Annotated in this window: 22 protein-coding genes and 1 pseudogene; 9 read left to right on the top strand and 14 right to left on the bottom strand. The window is 63.8% G+C overall.

Features of this window, described 5'->3' with window-relative positions:
* Positions 1-70 precede the first annotated feature (70 nt).
* From ACTIFK_RS15090 to ACTIFK_RS15075, 4 genes are read right to left on the bottom strand one after another with little or no spacing between them, the layout of a single operon-like run.
* Positions 71-1,456 (bottom strand): APC family permease, encoded by a 1,386-nt coding sequence (locus ACTIFK_RS15090; protein ID WP_439543908.1) that lies wholly within the window; start codon positions 1,454-1,456, stop codon positions 71-73.
* Positions 1,453-1,638, bottom strand: coding sequence for a hypothetical protein (locus tag ACTIFK_RS15085; protein WP_439543907.1), 186 nt, complete (start codon positions 1,636-1,638; stop codon positions 1,453-1,455). The genes ACTIFK_RS15090 and ACTIFK_RS15085 overlap by 4 nt, the downstream gene beginning before the upstream one ends.
* Before the next feature lie 15 nt (positions 1,639-1,653).
* The gene (locus ACTIFK_RS15080; RefSeq protein ID WP_439543906.1) at positions 1,654-2,064 is read right to left on the bottom strand and encodes a hypothetical protein; all 411 of its coding nucleotides are present in this window, start codon (positions 2,062-2,064) and stop codon (positions 1,654-1,656) included.
* Positions 2,065-2,067: 3 nt separating this feature from the next.
* Positions 2,068-2,361, bottom strand: coding sequence for a hypothetical protein (locus ACTIFK_RS15075; protein WP_439543905.1), 294 nt, complete (start codon positions 2,359-2,361; stop codon positions 2,068-2,070).
* A 459-nt stretch (positions 2,362-2,820) separates the two neighbouring features.
* On the opposite strand from ACTIFK_RS15075, the gene ACTIFK_RS15070 reads away from it, so the two are divergent.
* Entirely contained in the window at positions 2,821-3,576 is a 756-nt protein-coding gene (locus ACTIFK_RS15070) for a helix-turn-helix domain-containing protein (RefSeq protein WP_439543904.1), read from the top strand.
* Positions 3,577-3,808: 232 nt separating this feature from the next.
* Here ACTIFK_RS15070 and ACTIFK_RS15065 read toward each other — a convergent pair whose 3' ends face one another.
* A complete protein-coding gene (locus ACTIFK_RS15065) occupies positions 3,809-4,024 on the bottom strand; it encodes a hypothetical protein (RefSeq protein WP_439543903.1) in 216 nt (71 codons plus the stop codon).
* 15 nt (positions 4,025-4,039) lie between these two features.
* Positions 4,040-5,488 (bottom strand): ammonium transporter, encoded by a 1,449-nt coding sequence (locus tag ACTIFK_RS15060; RefSeq protein ID WP_439543902.1) that lies wholly within the window; start codon positions 5,486-5,488, stop codon positions 4,040-4,042.
* Positions 5,489-5,688: 200 nt separating this feature from the next.
* Between ACTIFK_RS15060 and ACTIFK_RS15055 the strand changes: the two are divergent.
* Positions 5,689-5,805, top strand: a pseudogene (locus tag ACTIFK_RS15055) (helix-turn-helix domain-containing protein); the annotation flags it as partial.
* A gap of 21 nt (positions 5,806-5,826) precedes the next feature.
* Here ACTIFK_RS15055 and ACTIFK_RS15050 read toward each other — a convergent pair.
* The 8 genes from ACTIFK_RS15050 to fabD form a co-directional block, all read right to left on the bottom strand.
* The gene (locus tag ACTIFK_RS15050) at positions 5,827-6,312 is read right to left on the bottom strand and encodes a GNAT family N-acetyltransferase (protein WP_439543901.1); all 486 of its coding nucleotides are present in this window, start codon (positions 6,310-6,312) and stop codon (positions 5,827-5,829) included.
* 18 nt (positions 6,313-6,330) lie between these two features.
* Positions 6,331-6,978 carry a guanylate kinase gene (gene gmk / locus ACTIFK_RS15045; RefSeq protein ID WP_439543900.1) on the bottom strand — a complete coding sequence of 216 codons (648 nt, stop codon included), beginning with the start codon at positions 6,976-6,978 and terminating at the stop codon, positions 6,331-6,333.
* Between the two features lie 75 nt (positions 6,979-7,053).
* Positions 7,054-7,941: a YicC/YloC family endoribonuclease gene (locus ACTIFK_RS15040; RefSeq protein WP_439543899.1), complete on the bottom strand. Its 888-nt coding sequence runs from the start codon at positions 7,939-7,941 to the stop codon at positions 7,054-7,056.
* A 96-nt stretch (positions 7,942-8,037) separates the two neighbouring features.
* Entirely contained in the window at positions 8,038-9,390 is a 1,353-nt protein-coding gene (mltG, locus tag ACTIFK_RS15035) for an endolytic transglycosylase MltG (protein WP_439543898.1), read from the bottom strand.
* 213 nt (positions 9,391-9,603) lie between these two features.
* Positions 9,604-10,866, bottom strand: a complete 1,263-nt coding sequence (gene fabF / locus ACTIFK_RS15030; protein WP_439543897.1) for a beta-ketoacyl-ACP synthase II — start codon at positions 10,864-10,866, stop codon at positions 9,604-9,606.
* Positions 10,867-11,203: 337 nt separating this feature from the next.
* The gene (locus tag ACTIFK_RS15025; protein ID WP_020086632.1) at positions 11,204-11,446 is read right to left on the bottom strand and encodes an acyl carrier protein; all 243 of its coding nucleotides are present in this window, start codon (positions 11,444-11,446) and stop codon (positions 11,204-11,206) included.
* A gap of 395 nt (positions 11,447-11,841) precedes the next feature.
* Positions 11,842-12,585 (bottom strand): 3-oxoacyl-[acyl-carrier-protein] reductase, encoded by a 744-nt coding sequence (gene fabG, locus ACTIFK_RS15020; RefSeq protein WP_439543896.1) that lies wholly within the window; start codon positions 12,583-12,585, stop codon positions 11,842-11,844.
* Between the two features lie 33 nt (positions 12,586-12,618).
* On the bottom strand, positions 12,619-13,563 hold the full coding sequence (gene fabD, locus ACTIFK_RS15015) for an ACP S-malonyltransferase (protein WP_439543895.1): 945 nt from the start codon (positions 13,561-13,563) through the stop codon (positions 12,619-12,621).
* Positions 13,564-13,786: 223 nt separating this feature from the next.
* On the opposite strand from fabD, the gene ACTIFK_RS15010 reads away from it, so the two are divergent.
* From ACTIFK_RS15010 to ACTIFK_RS14980, 7 genes are all read left to right on the top strand, one after another.
* Entirely contained in the window at positions 13,787-14,002 is a 216-nt protein-coding gene (locus ACTIFK_RS15010) for a 2TM domain-containing protein (protein WP_439543894.1), read from the top strand.
* 18 nt (positions 14,003-14,020) lie between these two features.
* Positions 14,021-14,326, top strand: coding sequence for a hypothetical protein (locus ACTIFK_RS15005; protein WP_439543893.1), 306 nt, complete (start codon positions 14,021-14,023; stop codon positions 14,324-14,326).
* A 255-nt stretch (positions 14,327-14,581) separates the two neighbouring features.
* A complete protein-coding gene (gene rpsF / locus ACTIFK_RS15000; RefSeq protein WP_439543892.1) occupies positions 14,582-15,241 on the top strand; it encodes a 30S ribosomal protein S6 in 660 nt (219 codons plus the stop codon).
* 2 nt (positions 15,242-15,243) lie between these two features.
* Positions 15,244-15,492 carry a 30S ribosomal protein S18 gene (rpsR, locus tag ACTIFK_RS14995; protein WP_439543891.1) on the top strand — a complete coding sequence of 83 codons (249 nt, stop codon included), beginning with the start codon at positions 15,244-15,246 and terminating at the stop codon, positions 15,490-15,492.
* 81 nt (positions 15,493-15,573) lie between these two features.
* Complete coding sequence (locus tag ACTIFK_RS14990) at positions 15,574-16,575, top strand: DUF2232 domain-containing protein (RefSeq protein WP_439543890.1); 1,002 nt, start codon at positions 15,574-15,576, stop codon at positions 16,573-16,575.
* A 22-nt stretch (positions 16,576-16,597) separates the two neighbouring features.
* Complete coding sequence (gene rplI, locus ACTIFK_RS14985) at positions 16,598-17,182, top strand: 50S ribosomal protein L9 (protein WP_439543889.1); 585 nt, start codon at positions 16,598-16,600, stop codon at positions 17,180-17,182.
* A 222-nt stretch (positions 17,183-17,404) separates the two neighbouring features.
* Positions 17,405-18,919, top strand: a complete 1,515-nt coding sequence (locus ACTIFK_RS14980; RefSeq protein WP_439543888.1) for a replicative DNA helicase — start codon at positions 17,405-17,407, stop codon at positions 18,917-18,919.
* The last annotated feature ends 149 nt before the right edge of the window (positions 18,920-19,068 follow it).

Here is a 19,068-nt window from a genome sequence, read left to right as displayed (position 1 = left end):
GCGGTCGATCTCGGGTGTGAAAAGCGCGGCCTGGAGGCTTCCAAGCCGCGCTTCTTCTATCGCGTGAGTTTTAGTACCCGACCGGCTTCGGCCACGGCATCGTGAACTGCGCGCCGCGCCGCACGAACTTGTAGCGGTGGAACGCAAACCAGAGCGATGCCACGATGTAGAAGACCATCATCGCGATCAGCTGCGTGCCGTAGCCCAGGAACACCGCGAAGTAGGTCACGGAGCACAGGACCAACAGTACGATGGCCGGCAGCGGATGGAACGGGTGGACGTAGCCCCGCTTGATCGTGCCGAGCGGCCACTTCTGGCGGAACATCATGACGTTGAAGGCCATGAACGTATACTCGAGCAGGCCGGACAGGATCGAGAACGTGATGACCTGGTCGAGCGGCGCGAAGATCGCGAACACGAGAGCCACCGGAACGAGAAACACGATCGACCGGTAGGGCGTGCGGTACTTCGGATGAACCGCGCCGAATGCCTGCGGCAGATAACGGTCGCGGCCCATCGAGAACCAGGCACGAGACGCGTCGTTGATGCAGCCGTTGGCGGAGGCCAGCGTGGAGAAGATGGTGCCGATGAACAGAAGCACCATCAGCACTGTCGAGTCCGTGAGGCGCGCCGCATCGAACAGCGGCGTCACGGCCTGGCCGAGATATTCCCACGGCATGAGACCGGCGCAGATGTACCAGGTCATGGTCGCGGCAATGAGCAGCGTCATGATGCCGGTCATGGTTCCGAGCGGCAAAGCGCGTGCAGGCGAGCGCACTTCCTCGGCGGCCTGCGTCGTGCCTTCGATGCCGAGGTAGTACCACATGCCGAAGTGCATGGCGGCCAACACGCCGAGCCAGCCGTAAGGCAAGCCGGTGAGCAGCTGGTCATGCTTCATGTAGACGCTGGACCAGGGCTGGACTGCGAAGAACAGCACCCAGATGGCGATGAAGGCGATGGCGGTGATGACAAGGTTGAACGTCAGCGTCGCGTAGACGCCGCGGTAGTTCAGCCAGGCCAGGAACATGATGGTCAGCACGATGAACGGCTTATCATGCGTGTTCTCGAACCCGGACATCGACCCCACGGTTTGCACGAGGTAGCCGAGCGTGATCGCGTTGGCCGCTTCGAGCATCGTGTAGGCGAAGACCAGGAACAAGCCGACGTTGAAGGCCATGAGCGGCCCGATGATGTGCTTGGCCTGGGCGTACTGACCACCGGCGGCGGCGACGGTCGAGGTCACCTCCGAGTCGATCATGGCAACGCAGGTGTAGAGGAGGCCTGCGAACCAGCACGCCAAGAGTGCCGCGATCGCGCCACCTTTGCCGACCGCGAAGTTCCAACCCATGTACTCGCCGACGAGAACGATGCCGACGCCGAGGGCCCACACATGACCGGGGCCGAGAACGCGAAGCAGCGAGATTCTCTCGCCGTGGATTGCGGTTGTCTGAGTCACTGGCGACCTCCCTGATGAGTCGGGTCGATGACCAGCGCATCTTCGATCTCGCCTTCCTGCGACGACGTCAGAATTTCTTCCGAGTACGTCCGATCGGTGTAGATAAGATCAATGAGCATCCAGAGCCCCAGGAGCGCAGAGAGTGCCCAGGCGGCGTATTCGAGCAGTACGAAATTGTTCACGAGGTCCCCTCCCCACTATTTTCTGTTGTTGAAGCGTTCATCGATCACGTCGCGGTATTCCTTCTTCGACCAGTGAAAGACGATGAAGAAGTAGGCGATGACGATGAGTGCGGTCAGACCCAGCTCGATCGGCTCGAAGCTGTAGTCGAAGCGGGTGGCGATCAGGTCGGCGGCGGGTGTCTTGCCGTCCTTCGCCTCGGCGCCGTCGATGTAGCCGAGCTTTTCCCACTGCGCCTGCATGGTGGCGTTCTGCTGCATGCCCGCCCAGGACTTGTCCGTCAGCTCTAGAGTGGTTTTACCGCCGCCTGCTAGCCCTAAGTACAGCGGCACAAAGAGGGCCGCCATGACGAGCGCGAGCAAGAAAAGCGAGTCGAAAACCTGGCCGAATTTCGATTGGACCGGCGGTTGATATGGTGCTTTTGCCATCGCTTACCCCCGAGCCTTTTTCATTTCGTCGAGATAATGAATGTCGAGGCCGTAGATGTGCTCTTTATCTTCCGCGTAATGACTGATCATTGCGACGATCGAGGCGGTGCAAAAGAGCAGAACGAGGGCTCCGGAGATGCCGAGAGCAAGCATTACGCCTTCGGCGCTGGCGTTCTTGGAGATTTCATAAAAGACGAAGCCATAGACGGCCCAGAGCACTGCGACGGCGCCAAAAGCCCATATGCGGTCGCCTGAGAACATCTTGTGTATGCGTGGATCTGACACGTTTTGTTGCATGCGCTTCCCCAGTTGTCGCCCCACTCGGAAGTTGCCTGTGAGGCAATTGTTTTTGATGTGCGGAAAATATGTGCGGCAGCTAGACGCACCTTGTCAAGGGTGATTGAACGACTTTCATGCAGATCCGCGACCCGATTGCCTATTTTCGGGGCTTTCAGCGGATTTGATTTGATCTTGAACGTGTGGAAACTATCTTGCGCGTTGGGGCAGGTGGCCCTTACCGGCGGCTGCCGTGCCGGCGGGATTGCTGCGGAGGGGAGACCAGCGAGGTGGGGCTGCGTCGCCCGCTCGACCATCCGACCTTTAGGCGTGCATTTCTTCAGGCGTCGGTTGCCAACATGCGCGGGGACGTGGTTCGATACGAAAACGGCGATTTAGTTCATTTCTCCAATCATTTCGCCGTAGGTCGCTCGAATTTCTCCCGATTACGCACCACGCGAAAAGCGGAATTGACACGAAATGAACCAACGACCGAGCGGAACCGGCAAAAAAGCACTCGCAGCGATTTCGATCGTTGAGGATGCCCTGGTCGATACCAAGCCGTCCAAGGCGCAAGCCGCGACGGGTCTCACCCATGTCGCCGAACGCCCGGAGACCAAGGATCAGGATCCCCACGCCCTGCAGGGCTCGCGCGACAGCATGCTCGAGGTCGCGATCGGACGGGAGGTGCGCGCCTTCCGCAACAAGCTCGGCATCACGGCCTCGGATCTGGCGAAGGCGGCCGGGTTATCGCTCGGGATGCTGTCGAAGATCGAGAACGGCGTCACGAGCGCTTCGCTCACGACCCTGCAGCGGTTGTCGAAAGCTCTCGGTGTGCCGGTCACGGCCCTCTTCCGCCGCTTCGAGGAGCGGCGCGATGCGGTGTTCGTGTCGGCGGGACAGGGCTTGCTCATCGAACGCCGCGGCACGCGCGCCGGGCATCAGTATCAACTTCTCGGCCATACCGGCGGCGTCTCAGGCGGGGTCGTCGTCGAGCCCTACCTCATTACATTGACCGAAGAATCCGATGTGTTCCCGCTGTTCCAGCACGGCGGGCTCGAACTCATCTATGTGCTCGAAGGCGAGGTCGTCTACCGCCACGCCGACAAGCTTTACACGATGAAGCCGGGTGACAGTCTGTTCTTCGACGCGGATGCGCCGCACGGCCCGGAAGAGCTCTTGAAGCTTCCGATCCGGTTTCTCTCCGTCATCAGCTACGCGCGCGATCTGCCCTAGCAGGGTTCAGCGAACACTATGACAGGCTGGCAAAGGGCGGCGCGTCGTCGACGCGCCCGCGACGCGGCAGTGCGTTCCCGGTCTGCGATGCGATCATGAAATACACAACCGCATAGCCGAGGTGCGGCGGTGTCCCGACGAAAAAGCACAATGCCTGCCGGTGCAATCGGCAGCAGCATAAGAAGGTGCAGCCCGGTCGTTGGCGGAGACGGCCGGGCTGCGATTAGCTTCGTCAGTAGCGTTCGATCGCGTCGCTTGCCTTACGGGCGTCGGCGTCAACCCGCGTCGCGTTCAGGTCCGCGCTTTCGAAGCGGATCTGCCAAATATGCCAGATCACCCAGAACGCGATGCCAGCCAGCACCATCGGCACTTCAAATCCCTGGAAGGGGTAGATCGCGCCGACGTCCTTGAGATCGACGGCCCAATTCGAATATCCAATTGTCGACATCGTCATCTCCTTTGATTAGCGGCCGTTCGAAGTGGCTAGTGCGGATTGCTCGGCTGCTTTTACTTCCGCCATCGCGGCCTCGTAGGCGTTGTGCCCCTCAAAATCGAGGCCGGCGATTTCTGCCCGCAGAGGGACACGGAGGATTCCCATGGCCTTGAGGATCCACGCCAGGATTAGGCAGGGGAAGAAGCCCAGACCGAAGAACATGATCAAGGCGCCCAGGAAATTGCCGAGCGGAGAGATGGTCGCAAAGCCTTCGTAGGGCGAACTTGGCGCGCCCCAGAGCACGAAACCCGCAACGACCACTCCAAGAAAGCCCGTGTACCCGTGAACCGCGACTGCGCCGACCGCGTCGTCGATCTTGAACACGCGCTCGACCCAATAATGCATTTTGTAGGCGATGCAGGGCACGATCGCGCCAATGAACATGGCCTGGATCGGATGGTAGAGATCGTTGCCGGCCGAAGCCGCAATGATGCCCGCCAGTCCGAGTGAATAAGTCCAGAACGCATCTCCCTTGGAGATCATGTAGCCGGCCATCATGCCGCCCGAGAGCGCCATGAGGAAGTTGAATGTAATGGCGCTCAACGTCGTGGGAGCGAGATAGATGTTTGTCGCCGTCCACGTTTCTCCCGTGATCTGACCGGCGATGGTGGCCGGCGCGATCATCGGGATGTTGCACGCGGCGTAGAAGCCCCAGAACCCCGTGTAGATGAGGAACAGGCCGATGGTGACCAGCCAGGGATTCTGAGGCGGGATTTCGCGCGCCGTGCCGTCGGCGCGGAATTTCCCGATCCGGGGGCCGAGCACGAACAGAATGGCCAGGGCCGATCCGCCGGCGATGGCATGCACGACGCCGGATGCGTACGCGTCGTGATAGCCGAGATATTTGACCATCCAGCCGGTTGCGCTCCAGCCCCAGGCGGCGTCGGTGATCCATGTGACGGAGCCGACGAAGACGGCGAAGATCCAGAACGCGCCGGAACGAATGCGCTCAATGACCGCGCCGGAGATAATCGAAGCCGTCGTGATCGAAAACAACAGGAACGCGGCCCAGAACACGCCATTCAAGCGGTGCCACGTCGCCGCTCCGTTGACGCCGTCCGCCGTAATGCCCGCCGCGGCGTCGGTTGCATTGACACCTGACAGATGTGTCGCCATCAGCGGGCTCCAGGGAGCGGCGACCAGGTTAGGATCGTACGGAAGCGCATCAGCTACAAAGTTGAACCAGTAAAATCCGCTGGGGAACGCAAAGTAAATCCACCACCCGAAGAAGTAGAACGTAATAGTGACTATTGGAATAGCCATCGTGTTCTTCATGAGAGTGTGCATATGATTGCGCCGTCGACTTACGCCGGTCTCATAAACACAGAAGCCAACGTGGATGAGAAACATGACGACGACGGTGACCCAGTAATAGAATTCGATGAACACCGTTGATGTTGTGGTTAATTGATCTCCCATAGCGCTCCCCTTTTTTGTTGACTGTCAGTCAATTGTTTTTTTTGAGGGGAAATCTGCGACGGTGTGACGCGGGTTGTCAAGGTTGCCGTGCATTTGGCCGCCATATTGATCAATACTTGATCATATTGATTAATGCTTGTGCAGTTCTAGGGCGACTCACGGCCCTCGCTCGGGAGGTTCCGAGACGCTCAATCCGAACGATGGAGCCGGGTGAGAGCCTGTTCTTCGACGCGGATGCGCCGCACGGTCCGGAAGAGCTCTTGAAGCTTCCGATCCGGTTTCTCTCCATCATCAGCTACGCGCGCGATCTGCCCTAGCAGGTTCAGCGAACGCGAACGCTAGGACAGGCCGGCGAAGGGCGGCGCGTAGTCGACGCGCCCGCGCCGCGGCAGAGCGTTCCCGGTCAGCGAAGCGATCATGAAATACGCACCCGCATAGGGCGTCTCGTAACCGGCCGCCTCGTCTACCGCGAACCCGAAGCGCGCGTAGTAATCCGGCTCACCGAGAACAAAGACGGCCTCCCAGCCCGCTCGTCGCGCCCGTTCCAAGCCGGCTTCGATCAGCGATCGGCCGATGCCCAGCCGCCGCTTGCCGGCTGACACCGCCACCGGCCCGAGGCCCAGCGCCTTCATTGGCGCGCTCATTCGGGACAGCAAAATGTAGCCGACGACCCGGTTTCCCTCGATGGCCATGAGCCCGATTTCGGTGTGCCCGCCGTCCCGCAACCGCTCGACCAAGTCGGCTTCGACCGGCGTTGGAAAAGCCTCGACGAGCAATGACCGTATTCCGGCTGCCTGGTCCGACGTTTCGAGTTCGATCCGCACAACGCTACACTCTGGGTTCTATTCGAGGGCGGACTGGAGGCCGCGCACGAAGGACGACAGCCCCGTCATGCGATCGCGGCGGAGGCGCTCGGCCGCAAGGATGCCCTTGAGCCCCGCGATGCTCGTCGTCAGGTCGCCGTTGACGATGACGTAGTCGTATTCGGCCCAATGGCTGATTTCCGACGCTGCCTTGGCCATGCGCTTGGCGACGACGTCCTGCGGGTCCTGCGCGCGTTGCTGGAGACGCGCCTCGAGCGCACCGCCAGACGGCGGCAGCACGAAGACGCGCACGAGGTCGCCAGCCATGCGTTCGGAGAGTTGCTGCGTGCCTTGCCAATCGATGTCGAACAGCACGTCGCGCCCTTCGGCAACGGCCTTCTCGATCGGTGCGCGCGGGGTGCCGTAGAAGTTGCCGAACACGGTCGCCCATTCGAGAAGCTGATCGGCGTCGCGCAGGGCCTTGAAGCGTGCCTCGTCCACAAACCAGTAATCGCGCCCATCCACCTCGCCCGGTCGCGGCGTGCGCGTGGTGACGGAAATCGAGAGGGCGATGTCGCGATCGCTTTCCAGCAGCGCGCGGGCGAGCGAGGTCTTTCCGGCGCCCGACGGCGACGACAGCACGAGCAGCAGCCCGCGCCGTTCGATGCTCGGATTTTCGGTCGTCATAAGCGGCTCCGCGCGCGCGTCGTTGTCGTTGGATTTCTCGCCGTTGATACGGGCTCGCCCGCCCCCGGTCCAGTCCTACTCGATGTTCTGGACCTGCTCGCGCAGCTGGTCGATCACCACCTTGAGGGCCAGGCCCATGCGCGCAATGTCCTGGTCGGCGGCCTTCGACGTCAGCGTGTTGGCTTCGCGGTTGAATTCCTGCGCCAGGAAATCGAGCTTGCGGCCGACCGCGCCTCCATCACGCACGAGCGCACGCGCTGCCTCGACGTGGGCGTTGAGGCGCTTCAGCTCTTCTTCGACGTCGGCGCGCGTGGCGAGCAAGACTGCTTCCTGATGCAGGCGTGCCGGATCGAACGACTGGCCGGTCTCCATCAGGCGCGCGACCTGTTCGGCAAGACGGGCACGAATGGTTTCGACGGACCGCGCGGGCGCGATTTCGACGCTATGCGAGAGGCGCGCGATTTCGTCGATCTGGCGGTTAAGGACCTCGGTGAGGCGGCGGCCTTCGTCGCGGCGCGCGGCGACGAGATCGGCGAGGGCGGAATCGAGACTTTCAAGGACGGCGGCTTGCTCTTCGGCCAGTGCATCGGGGTCGGCGGTGTCGTCGGCGATGTCGAGCACACCCTTGAGGCCCAGCAGCGCCTCGGCACGCGGCGTTTCGGCACCGATCTCCTTGGCGAGACGGGTCGCAATCGCCAGCACGTGATCGAGTGCGGCCTGATTGACGCTGATGTCCGCGGTCTGGGCGCGGCGCGTGAGGCTGAGGTTGGCGTTGACGCTGCCGCGCGATATCGTCTTCGACAGCTTTTCGCGAACCTTGGCCTCGAGCGCCTCATAGCCGGGCGGCATGCGCAGGCGCACATCCAGGCCGCGATTGTTCACGCTGCGCAGCTCCCAATGCCAGGTGGTTCCCTCGCGCGCGCCGTCGCGGCGGGCGAACCCGGTCATGCTTTGCAGGCTCATGGCGATTTCAGTCCGGAGGAATTGAGAAACAGGACGCGTGCGCGGGCACGCGCGTCACCAGTACGGGCGCGGGCAGCGCTCTGCAAGGGCGGGCGGCTACTTTTTGGGTTTCCGGATCGGAAGCGGGATCTCGGAAAGGATCGTTGTGCCGGCCGGGGCCGGTGCGCTCGCCTGGGCCGGGGCGTCCTCGGCCGGCGGATTCGGAATTTCCGTCACGGGATTGCCCGCCGTCGCAGCTGCGCCTGCCGGTGCGGCGTCGCCGTCTGCGGCCGGCTCGGCTGCTCCCGGCGTCGCTGCGGACTGGCGCGCGCGCATGTCCTTCTCGACCTTGCGCCAGTTGGCGACGGCCGCGTTGTGGTCCTTGAGGGTCGCCGAGAAGATGTGGCCGCCCGTGCCGTCGGCGACGAAGAAGACGTCGCCGTGCTGCGAGGGATTGAGGGCTGCTTCGAGGGCGGGGCGTCCTGGGTTGCAGATCGGCGTCGGCGGCAGACCTTTGATCTGGTAGGTGTTGTGGGCGTTCTTGGCGTCCTTCTCCGACTGGAGGATGGGTTTGCCCCACTGCACGCCGCCGCCGTAGATGCCGTAGAGGATCGTCGGGTCGGACTGCAGCGGCATGCCCTTCGTCAGGCGATTGGAGAAGACGCCGGCGATGCGTTCGCGTTCGTCGGCGCGGCCGGTTTCCTTTTCGATGATCGACGCCAGCACCACCGCCTGCTCCGGCGCCTGCAGCGGAAGGCCCTCGCGGCGGCGTTCCCAAGCGGCGTCCAGCACCTGCTTCTGCTTCGCCTGCATCCGCTCCAGCAGCTCCTGGCGCGACATGCCCTTCTCGATGCTGTAGGTCTCGGGCATCAGCGAGCCCTCGGTCGGGATCTGCGCCACGTCGCCGGTGAGGTTTTCCTCGGCCTTCAGGCGCTCGACGATCTGCTGGCTCGTGAGGCCCTCTGGAATCGTCACCTTGTAGAGGACGGATTTGCCGTCGGAGAGGATCGCGATCACGTCGCGGATGCTGACACCAGGCTTGAAGAGATATTCGCCGCTCTTCAGCACGACCTCGCCGGGGTGCATCCGGCTCTGCACGAGATAGTTGACCATGAACGCCCACCGGCTCGAGACGACGCCTTCGCGCTCGAGATCGTCGGCGATGGTGTTGGTGCTCGTGCCTTTCGGAATGACGATGGTCTGGGTCGCCGTCAGGGGACCGGCGCGGGTGTAAAGATGGCCCGTGAAGAGGGTGAGAGCCCCGCCCGCCAGCATGATCACGAGTGCGAGGGTCATCACGCCGCTGACGACGCGCGCGAAGCCAGCGACGACGCGAGATTCTTTGCGCTGGCGCATCCCGTGCGGACGCGGCGGGGCGCGTCCCGGTTCCAGAGCCTCGGCGGGACTGCGCGGGCGCATGCCGTCGCGTCGCGACAACGTCGGCGACACATCGCGGCGGAGATTACTCATCGATCAGCTCCCATTTCGCGTCGCCCCGTTTGGTGTCAGGCGTCGGTCGTGCGCGAAAGTGCCCCGTGTGCCGTCCCGCCCTCGTTGCCGGGAGCGGGCGGTGTCCATACTCTGCGTGCCGCGTCTCAAGCGCCACATGACTTACGGGCCGACGTGACCTTGGGATTGTGGCAAAACCCGGTCAATCGGCGTCGATCCCTCCGGCGCGGGGCGTCAGGCTACCTTGCGCATGATGAGCGAGGCGTTGGTGCCGCCAAAGCCGAACGAATTCGAGAGAACGGTCGTGATCTCGCGCTTCCGTGGCGTCTGGGGGACCAAGTCCATGGCCGTCTCGACGGAGGGATTGGTGAGGTTCAAGGTGGCCGGGGCGATCTGGTCGCGGATGGCCAGGACCGAGAAGATCGCCTCGACCGCGCCGGCTGCGCCCAGCAGATGGCCGATCGACGACTTTGTCGACGACATGGAGGCCTTGGCCTGGGTGTTGCCGAACAGGCGTTCGACCGCGCCGAGCTCGATCTCGTCGCCCATGGGCGTCGAGGTGCCGTGCGCGTTGATGTAGTCGATGTCGCTCGGAGCGAGGCCGGCGCTCTTCAGGGCGGCGCGCATGCAGCGGAACGCGCCGTCGCCGGTCTCGGAGGGCGCCGTGATGTGGTAGGCGTCGCCCGACATGCCGTAGCCGATGACCTCGGCATAGATCTTGGCGCCACGTGCCTGGGCGTGCTCGAGCGTTTCGAGCACGACGACGCCGGCGCCTTCGCCCATCACGAACCCGTCGCGATCCTTGTCGTAGGGGCGCGAGGCTTCATGCGGGCGATCGTTGAACCCGGTCGAGAGGGCGCGGCATGCGACGAAGCCGGCCATGCCGATGCGGCAGATGGGGCTTTCCGTGCCGCCCGCGACCATGACTTCGGCGTCACCCAGCGCGACGAGACGGGCCGCGTCACCGATGGCGTGCGTGCCGGTGGCACATGCGGTCACGACCGCATGGTTCGGGCCCTTGAGCTGATGCTTGATCGAAACGTAGCCGCCGGCGAGGTTGATGAGACGGCCTGGAATGAAGAATGGCGAGACGCGGCGGGCGCCCTTTTCCTTGAGCAGGATCGACGTGTCGGCGATGCCGGACAGGCCGCCGATGCCGGAGCCGATGAGGACGCCGGTCGCTTCTTGCTTTTCGGGGGTATCGGCTTTCCAGCCTGAGTCCGCGAGCGCCTGATCGGCAGCTGCCACGGCATAGATGATGAAGTCGTCGACCTTGCGCTGCTCTTTGTGCTCCATCCAGTCGTCGGGACTGAACTTGCCCTCGGAGGTTGGGCCGCGCGGCACAAAATTCGCGATCTGGCAGGAGAGGTCGGAAGCGTCGAATTCCTCGATGCGCCGTGCGCCGCTCTTGCCGGCCAGCAAATTGCTCCAGGCCGCTTCCACACCGCATCCGACAGGTGTGACAAGGCCAAGTCCCGTAATGACGACGCGCCGCATGCCGTTCAAGTTCGTTCCCCCGGTGAGTGAGAGCGCTGCCCGTCCATGCCCAGTCGGCTTTTGTCTGAGCCCGGAGAGCCTCGTCCGCTGCTGGTATTCGGGAGGCGCGTCGGACTCGTCCGGTCACGCCTCTCCGATGTTATGCCGTCTCGGTTTCGCCGGCGGTCGTTTGCCGTCGGCTCCGCAATCGCGGAGCGGTCCCGCGTATTGGCCGGTGGCGTGGTGTTCCGCGAGGGCATCCCGCGAGACGACCGGACTGCCACGATCGAGGCCCGCATGCCCTCTGGGCGGCCCCGAACCTGGAGCATGCCCGCCGACGTGCGAGCCGTCGCGAAACTTAAGCCGCCGTGGCGTTCTTCTCGAGGAACTTGACCGCGTCGCCAACGGTCAGAATGTGCTCTGCGGCGTCGTCGGGGATTTCACAGCCAAACTCTTCCTCGAAGGCCATAACCAGTTCGACCGTATCAAGGCTGTCGGCGCCGAGATCGTCGATGAAGCTGGCGTTTTCCGTGACCTTGTCGGCCTCTACGCCAAGATGCTCAACAACGATCTTCTTCACGCGCTCTGCGACATCGCTCATCGTCTTCCCTCGTGTCCCTGCTAGTTTCGTTGCTATCGTTTTCTCGGGTCCCGTCGTTTGCCGGGGCACTCAAGTTCGTTTGGTAACTTCGATGGCGTTCATCAGAAAGCCCTATTCCGACTTTCCGATCGTACGCTCGCAGTTTCGTTCTGCCTCATGCCGAATGCCGCGGATTCCATCAGGGACACCCGCACGACAGCGCGCAAGCGTCGATCGTTAGGGCTTTTCCATCGCACGCGCAGCAAAAAAACGAGGCTCGTTAACATATCTCCGGATGCCTGGCCAGCACCGCTGCCCGTGTGGTGGCACGGCACTCGCTCCGGTTGGAGAGTGACACTTTGACACCGCACTTCGCGTTTGTCGCGGACGTGCGGAAACTTAAGCGTTTTTCTCAATCAAACCATGGCCATGCCGCCATTCACGTGCAGCGTCTGGCCGGTCACGTAACCGGCTTCGTTGCTGGCAAGGTAAATGGCCGCGGCGGCGATGTCATCCGGCGAGCCGAAGCGCTGGGCCGGAATGTGCTGCGAGATCTCGGCCTTCTGCTTGTCGTTGAGCACGTCCGTCATGGCGGTGGCGATGAAGCCCGGGGCAATGCAGTTGGCGGTGATGCCGCGGTTGGCGACCTCGCGGGCGAGCGATTTCGTCATGCCGATCATGCCGGCCTTCGAGGCGGCATAGTTGCCCTGCCCGGGATTGCCGATAATGCCCGACACCGACGAGATGTTGATGACGCGGCCGTAGCCCGTCTTCGAGCGCAGCATGTGGCGGGTGGCGGCGCGCATCAGCATGAAGGTCGACGTGAGGTTGACGGCGATGACGTCGTCCCACTGCTCGTCCTTCATCACCATGAACAGGTTGTCCTTGGTGAGGCCGGCGTTGTTGACGATGATGTCGACGCGGCCGAGCTTGGCGACGGCTTCATCGATGAGCTTCGTGACCTGCGCCTTGTCGGCGAGATCGCACGGCACGACGTGCACGCGGTCGCCGAGTGCGGCGGCAAGGGCTTCGAGCTTCGCGACTTGGCGGCCCGAGATTGCGACCTCGGCGCCGGCCTTGTGGAACGCGCGGGCGATGCCTTCGCCGATGCCGCCGGTGGCGCCGGTCACGAGGGCCTTCTTGCCAGTCAAATCGAACATGGTTTCAATCCTTTTCGAAGACGAGACCGGCCCTCAGGCCAATTTCTCGATCGCGGCGTCAATGTCTGCGGGGGTGCCGAGGCTCATCGCCTCGAGAGACTTTTCAATGCGCTTGGCGAGACCGGCCAGCACTTTGCCGGAGCCGATTTCGAACACGTCCGTGACGCCGTTGGCGGCGAGGTAGCCGACGCATTCGCGCCAGCGCACCGTGCCCGTGACCTGCTGCACGAGAAGCTTGCGGATTTCGTCGGGATCGCTCACGGCGCTGGCGATGACGTTGGCGACCACCGGGACAACGGGCGTCTTGATGGAAACGTCGGCCAGCGCGGCGGCCATCGCCTCGGCGGCGGGCTGCATGAGGGCGCAGTGGAAGGGTGCAGATACCGGCAGCAACACGGCGCGGCGGACACCGTGCGGTTTGCCGATCTCGGCGACGCGGTCGATTGCAGCCTTGGAGCCCGAGAGCACGACCTGCGTCGGCTCGTTGTCGTTGGCGACCTGACAGACGTCGCCCTGGGCCGCTTCGGCCGCGACGACGCGGGCCACATCTATGCCGACGCCGAGCAGCGCGACCATGGCGCCCTGCCCGACCGGTACGGCGGCCTGCATGGCCTTGCCGCGCAGCTTCAGAAGCCGTGCCGTATCGGCCAGCGAGAAGGCGCCGGCGGCGGCCAGCGCCGAGTATTCACCGAGCGAATGGCCGGCGACGAATTTGGCAGTATCCACGAGCTTGATGCCGCGTTCCCGCTCCAGGACCCGCATCACCGCCATCGACACCGCCATGAGGGCCGGTTGCGCGTTTTCGGTGAGGGTCAGCGTGTCCTTGGGGCCGTCCCACATGACGGCCGACAGCTTCTGGCCGAGCGCATCGTCCACCTCGTCGAACACCTCGCGGGCGGCTGGGAAATTCTCCGCCAGCTCGCGGCCCATGCCCACATCCTGGCTGCCTTGTCCGGGAAAAACGAATGCGCGTGCCACGCTCGCTCCTTTGTCGATGTCTGAGACGGTCGGCGGGAGAGCCCATCGCGGTGCCCTTGTGCCGGGGCGCAGACAGGCGTCTTACTCCGGGGCTTTCGACATGTCCGGGGTCGCCTTGTCAAGGCCCGGGGTGACAGCGGGGGCGAATGGGGACAACGTAGCATTGCGCGTTGACGCACAATTTCGAATGGCGCCGAAAGCGCACAGCGGTCAGGAACCAGTCATGGCATTTTCGTTCAAGCAGTTCTCAAGCAAGGATTTGCGGGTCGATGCGCTGCGCGAAGGCGGGGTTCTGCTGCACGCAAAGATCTTCGCTGCGGTCATGATCGGGCTCGTGTTCATCGACTGGTACACGGCCGAGCCCTATTGGGCGCATTGGGTTTTTCTGGGCTGGGGGGCGGGCCTGCTGCTTCATACTGCCCTGGCGCTCAGGCACTAATCCGGCTGGCCGGAAGCGATGAAAGGCAAGCGCGTGATCTTGATCGCCGCAGTCGTCGTGGGCGCGATCGGCCTCTATCTCTTGGCGTGGCAGTGGGACCTGCTGCCACGGGAAGTGATCGCCACCGGTACGGTTCAGACCGACGACGGCAAGATACTGGAAACGCGACAGTTTTATCGCTCGTCCCGGCAGGAGTTGTACAAGTCTCCCGCGCCCGGTCCGGTGAAGCGCGAGGCGGTGTGGGAGGTCCGGTTGCCGAGCGGGCGATGGATCGACTGCGACGGGGCGGATTGCAAAGCTGCGGCCGAAAGGGCCATGACCTAGCTTCCCCCCTTGCTCCACAGGCGAATTGACGTATAAGTCGCGCCGTCACGCGCTTCGGTTGGAGGCTGAACGGGGCCGCGGAGCTATTTCAGCTCGGCGGCAAGGCTTGTTGGCGAAAGCCCTGACCTGTCCCCCGGTGTCTCCGCTCTTTGAGTGCCTTTGGGCCTATCGGGCTCAAAAGGGGCTTTGCGCCGAACGGACATCGTGACCCGCACGCTCAGGCGTGGCGGCAACATCGAAAGGAAAGGCCCAAACATGCCTCTATACGAGCATGTCTTCCTGGCGCGCCAGGACGTCTCGCAACAGCAGGTCGAGACGCTGACCAAAGAATTTTCCGACATCATCGTCGAAGGCGGCGGCAAGGTCACCAAGACCGAGTACTGGGGCCTCAAGGGCCTCGCCTTCAAGATCAAGAAAAGCCGCAAGGCGCACTACTCGCTCCTCAACATCGACGCGCCGTCCGCGGCCGTGAACGAGATGGAGCGCCGCATGGGTCTTTCGACCGACATCATCCGCTTCATCACGCTGCGCCTCGACGAGCTCGAGACCGAGCCGTCGATCATGATGCGCAAGCAGGATCGCGAAGAGCGTGGCGGCGACCGTGGCGGTTTCCGCGGCGGTGATCGCGGCGGCTTCCGTGGCGGCGATCGCGGCGGTTTCCGTGGCGGCGACCGTGGCGGCTTCGGCGGTGGTGGTGGCGCAGGCGGCGCTGGCGGTGCCGAGGGCGCCTCGACGTTCCGTCCCCGTCCTCCGCGCGAAGGCGATTCGCGTCCTCCGCGCGAGGGCGACCGTGGTCCGCGTCCGCCGCGTGAAGGTGGCGATGCCGGTCCGCGCGGTCCGCGCCCCGCATTTAGAGACAACAAGCCGGCCGGCCCGACCTCGGGTGGGACTGGCGGCACCGGTTCGGAGGGCTGATCATGGCTGAGATTACAGAAATCGCCGCGCGCCGGCCGTTCCATCGCCGTCGCAAGACCTGCCCGTTCTCGGGAGATCAGGCGCCGAAGATCGACTACAAGGACGTCCGGACCCTCGGCCGTTACATCTCCGAGCGCGGCAAGATCGTGCCGTCGCGCATCACGGCCGTTTCGGCAAAGAAGCAGCGCGAGCTGGCTCGCGCCATCAAGCGCGCCCGCTTCCTCGGCCTGCTGCCGTACGTTCTGAAGTAAGCGCGGAAGCGCAAAATCAGGTTGGGTGAGCGACGCGCGAGCGTCCTCTCCCTAACCGCATAAGATGCGGGACAGCTACGAATGAGATCTACGTCTCTCATTGGACTCGGGCTTGGGTTGGTCGCGGCGGTGGTTTTCGCCTCCGCGACCGCCGGTCCGCTGTTCGTCCGGTTTCTCCTTCTTTTCATTACGCCGCTCGCCATCGCGCTGGCCGGTCTCGGCTGGGGCTGGCGCACGGCTGTGCTCGCGGGCGCCGTTGGAACGGCGCTCGTATTCGTGTTCTCGACGCCTGCCGTCGCCGCGGCTTTCGCGCTGACGCAGGCCGCGCCAATGGCCGTCCTCACCTATCTCGCCATGCTCAGCCGGCCCGCCGACGACGCTGGCCACCTTGCCGACACCGACGACGACGCCCCTGCCCTCGACTGGTATCCGCCCGGCCGGGTTGTGATCTGGGCTGCCGTGCTGGCGGGGATCATGGCGATCGGCACGCTGGCGCTGCTTGGCCAAGATCTCGATCAATTGCGCCGCGCGCTCGGCGACGTCATCAAGCAGGCGCTGCCCGCGGGACTGCCGGAGAGCCAGCCGCCGGTGCAGCTCAGCGAAGCCGAGATCTCCGCGCTGGCGGATGTCGCGCTGTCCATTCTGCCCGGAGCGTCCGCGCTCTCGTGGATGTCGAGCCTGCTGTTCAACCTGTGGCTCGCCGGCCGCGTGACCTTGGCATCGGGCCAGCTCGTACGGCCGTGGCCTGATCTCTCAGCCATCACCTATCCCGCCGGCACGCCGCTGGCGTTCGGCGTGCTGCTGCTCGGACTGATGCTTCCTGGCTATCCGGGCCTCGTCGCCTCGGCCATGGCGGGCGGTCTGTTCCTCGCCTACCTGCTGCTTGGCCTCGCCATCATTCACTACACGACGCGCGCGCAGCCGTGGCGTCCGTTCGCGCTCTGGGCGCTCTACGGCTCGCTGATCGTCGTCAACGTCTGGATCTGGATCGTGGTGGCCATTCTCGGTCTCGCCGAAACCGTCCTTCACTTGCGGGCCCGCTCGTCGGCGCCGCCCGCCCCTCCGCTTCACCCCAACTCTTGATCATCTCAAAGGAGCTCTTTTCATGCAGGTCATTCTACTCGAACGCATCGGCCGCCTCGGCCAGATGGGCGACGTCGTCAACGTCAAGGACGGCTATGCCCGCAATTTCCTTCTGCCGCTGAAGAAGGCCCTGCGCGCCACCAAGGACAACCTCGCCGTGTTCGAGAGCCAGCGCAGCCAGCTCGAAGCGAACAACCTCGAGCACAAGAAGGAAGCCGAGGGCATCTCCACCAAGCTCGAAGGCAAGGTGTTCATCGCCATTCGCTCGGCCGGCGATACGGGCCAGCTCTACGGCTCGGTTTCGACGCGTGACATCGCGGACGCCATCACGGCCGGCGGCTTCACGGTCGATCGCCGCCAGGTGGTGCTCGATCGCCCGATCAAGACGCTCGGCCTGCACGACATCACGGTCGCGCTGCATCCGGAAGTCGTCGTCCGCGTTTCTCTCAACGTCGCCCGCTCGGACGAGGAAGCCGAGAAGCAGGCGCGCGGCGAGGACGTGACGATGGTCAAGGACGAAGCTCCCGAGATCGAGACGTTCAAGCCGGATGACGCCTTCGAAGAGGGCGCAGCTCCGGCCGAGGACGACGAGACCGAGGCGTCCTAAGCCGACGTTTCACGGCGGTCGATTTGACAGTCATTGGTGGCTGGGAGCGCATGCTTCCGGCCACTTTTTTGTCCGGCCCGCCACCGCGCTCGAGTTGTGCAGCCCACGCATTTTCTAGACGCCGATTCGCCTCAGACAAGGCGTAAGTTTTTGGCGTGTGGGTAACGGGGAGAGACTGGGGATGGCCTAGGGCGACTCGGGGCGCTGGTTTAGGTTCCGCGCATGGCAAACACCGCACTTCTCCAAACCGACCAACTGCGCGACGCCGCGAGCGCGGCCGACCCGCAGCAGTTCCGCGAAGTTCCGCACAACATCGAGGCCGAGCAGGCGCTCCTCGGTGCGATCCTCATCAACAACGAGGCCATGGACCGGGTCTCGTCGTTCCTGGAGCCGGTGCATTTCTTCGATCCGCTGCACGGGCAGATCTTCGAGACGGCCGGAAAGATGATCCAGGCCGGCAAGCAGGCGACCCCGATCACGCTCAAGACGTTCTTCGATTCGGCCGATCCGATCGACGAGCATCTGACCGTTCCGCAGTATCTCGGGCGGCTCGCCGCGAACGCCACGTCGATCATCAACGCGCACGATTACGGCCGGACGGTCTACGATCTCGCCGTGCGCCGCTCGCTGATCGTGCTTGGCGAGGATATCGTCAATTCCGCCTACGACGCGCCGATCGACTTTCCGCCGGACAGCCAGATCCAGGAAGCGGAAACCCGGCTTTACGATCTTGCCGAGCGCGGCAAGTACGGCCAGGGCTTCATGGCTTTCGGCACGGCGCTGACGCACGCCATCGACATGGCCAACGCCGCCTACGAGCGGGACGGACATCTGTCGGGCCTCGCGACCGGGCTGTCGGACCTCGACAACAAGATGGGCGGACTGCAGTCCTCGGACTTGATCATTCTCGCCGGACGCCCGTCGATGGGCAAAACGGCGCTCGTCACCAACATCGCCTACAACGTCGCCAAGGCGTACCGCTCCGAGACGCAGACGGACGGGACCGAGAAAACCGTCGACGGCGGGCGGGTCGGCTTCTTCTCGCTCGAAATGTCGGCCGAACAGCTCGCGACACGTATTCTGTCGGAGCAGGCGGAAGTCCCGTCCGAGAAGATCCGGCGCGGCATGATCACCGAGGACGAGTTCCGCAAGCTCGTCGCCGTATCGCAGGAAATGAGCCGCGCGCCGCTTTACATCGACCAGACGGGCGGCATCTCCATCGCGCAGCTTGCGGCCCGTGCGCGCAAGCTGAAGCGTCAGAAGGGTCTCGACCTGCTGATCGTGGACTATCTTCAGTTGCTCAGCGGATCGTCCAAGAAGGGTGACAACCGCGTCCAGGAAATCACCGAAATCACCACCGGCCTCAAGGCGTTGGCCAAGGAGCTCGCGGTGCCGATCGTGGCGCTCTCGCAGCTCTCGCGTCAGGTGGAACAGCGCGAGGACAAGCGGCCTCAGCTCTCTGACCTGCGTGAATCGGGCTCCATCGAGCAGGACGCGGACGTTGTCATGTTCGTGTTTCGCGAGGAATACTACGTCGAGCGGCAGAAGCCGCGCGAGGGGACGGCGGAGTTCAACGATTGGCAGACGCAGATGATGGCTGTCAGCGGCAAGGCCGAGGTGATCATCGGCAAGCAGCGTCACGGCCCCGTGGGCGCGGTGCAGCTCGCGTTCGAAAGCCAGTACACGCGCTTCGGCAATCTCGCGCGCGAGTTCCAGCTTCCCGAGCGGTTCGAGTGAGGTCCACGCGGGCGCAGCGGTTTGACGTGCATTTTTTGCTCTCATCGGCCCTGTTGCGCAATCCGCTGCCGTCGTGCGCTTTGAGATTGGCGTGGGTCCCGGCCTGCGCCGGGATGACGCCGAGCGGAGGCAGGCCGCTTGAACAGCAT

Origin of the sequence: Hyphomicrobium sp., from assembly GCF_051860585.1 — a bacterium.
Classification (GTDB): Bacteria; Pseudomonadota; Alphaproteobacteria; order Rhizobiales; family Hyphomicrobiaceae; genus Hyphomicrobium_C.
The sequence above is the reverse complement of the archived record's forward strand: the minus strand, read 5'-3'. Positions and strand labels throughout refer to the sequence as shown.

What these genes read in the sequence shown, in the direction of transcription:
- ACTIFK_RS15080 (WP_439543906.1), bottom strand. Translation starts at nt 2,064, where the DNA reads ATGGCAAAAGCACCATATCAACCGCCGGTCCAATCGAAATTCGGCCAG.
- ACTIFK_RS15075 (WP_439543905.1), bottom strand. Translation starts at nt 2,361, where the DNA reads ATGCAACAAAACGTGTCAGATCCACGCATACACAAGATGTTCTCAGGC.
- ACTIFK_RS15070 (WP_439543904.1), top strand. Translation starts at nt 2,821, where the DNA reads ATGAACCAACGACCGAGCGGAACCGGCAAAAAAGCACTCGCAGCGATT.
- ACTIFK_RS15065 (WP_439543903.1), bottom strand. Translation starts at nt 4,024, where the DNA reads ATGTCGACAATTGGATATTCGAATTGGGCCGTCGATCTCAAGGACGTC.
- ACTIFK_RS15060 (WP_439543902.1), bottom strand. Translation starts at nt 5,488, where the DNA reads ATGGGAGATCAATTAACCACAACATCAACGGTGTTCATCGAATTCTAT.
- gmk (WP_439543900.1), bottom strand. Translation starts at nt 6,978, where the DNA reads ATGACGACCGAAAATCCGAGCATCGAACGGCGCGGGCTGCTGCTCGTG.
- ACTIFK_RS15040 (WP_439543899.1), bottom strand. Translation starts at nt 7,941, where the DNA reads ATGAGCCTGCAAAGCATGACCGGGTTCGCCCGCCGCGACGGCGCGCGC.
- mltG (WP_439543898.1), bottom strand. Translation starts at nt 9,390, where the DNA reads ATGAGTAATCTCCGCCGCGATGTGTCGCCGACGTTGTCGCGACGCGAC.
- fabF (WP_439543897.1), bottom strand. Translation starts at nt 10,866, where the DNA reads ATGCGGCGCGTCGTCATTACGGGACTTGGCCTTGTCACACCTGTCGGA.
- ACTIFK_RS15025 (WP_020086632.1), bottom strand. Translation starts at nt 11,446, where the DNA reads ATGAGCGATGTCGCAGAGCGCGTGAAGAAGATCGTTGTTGAGCATCTT.
- fabG (WP_439543896.1), bottom strand. Translation starts at nt 12,585, where the DNA reads ATGTTCGATTTGACTGGCAAGAAGGCCCTCGTGACCGGCGCCACCGGC.
- ACTIFK_RS15010 (WP_439543894.1), top strand. Translation starts at nt 13,787, where the DNA reads ATGGCATTTTCGTTCAAGCAGTTCTCAAGCAAGGATTTGCGGGTCGAT.
- ACTIFK_RS15005 (WP_439543893.1), top strand. Translation starts at nt 14,021, where the DNA reads ATGAAAGGCAAGCGCGTGATCTTGATCGCCGCAGTCGTCGTGGGCGCG.
- rpsF (WP_439543892.1), top strand. Translation starts at nt 14,582, where the DNA reads ATGCCTCTATACGAGCATGTCTTCCTGGCGCGCCAGGACGTCTCGCAA.
- rpsR (WP_439543891.1), top strand. Translation starts at nt 15,244, where the DNA reads ATGGCTGAGATTACAGAAATCGCCGCGCGCCGGCCGTTCCATCGCCGT.
- ACTIFK_RS14990 (WP_439543890.1), top strand. Translation starts at nt 15,574, where the DNA reads ATGAGATCTACGTCTCTCATTGGACTCGGGCTTGGGTTGGTCGCGGCG.
- rplI (WP_439543889.1), top strand. Translation starts at nt 16,598, where the DNA reads ATGCAGGTCATTCTACTCGAACGCATCGGCCGCCTCGGCCAGATGGGC.
- ACTIFK_RS14980 (WP_439543888.1), top strand. Translation starts at nt 17,405, where the DNA reads ATGGCAAACACCGCACTTCTCCAAACCGACCAACTGCGCGACGCCGCG.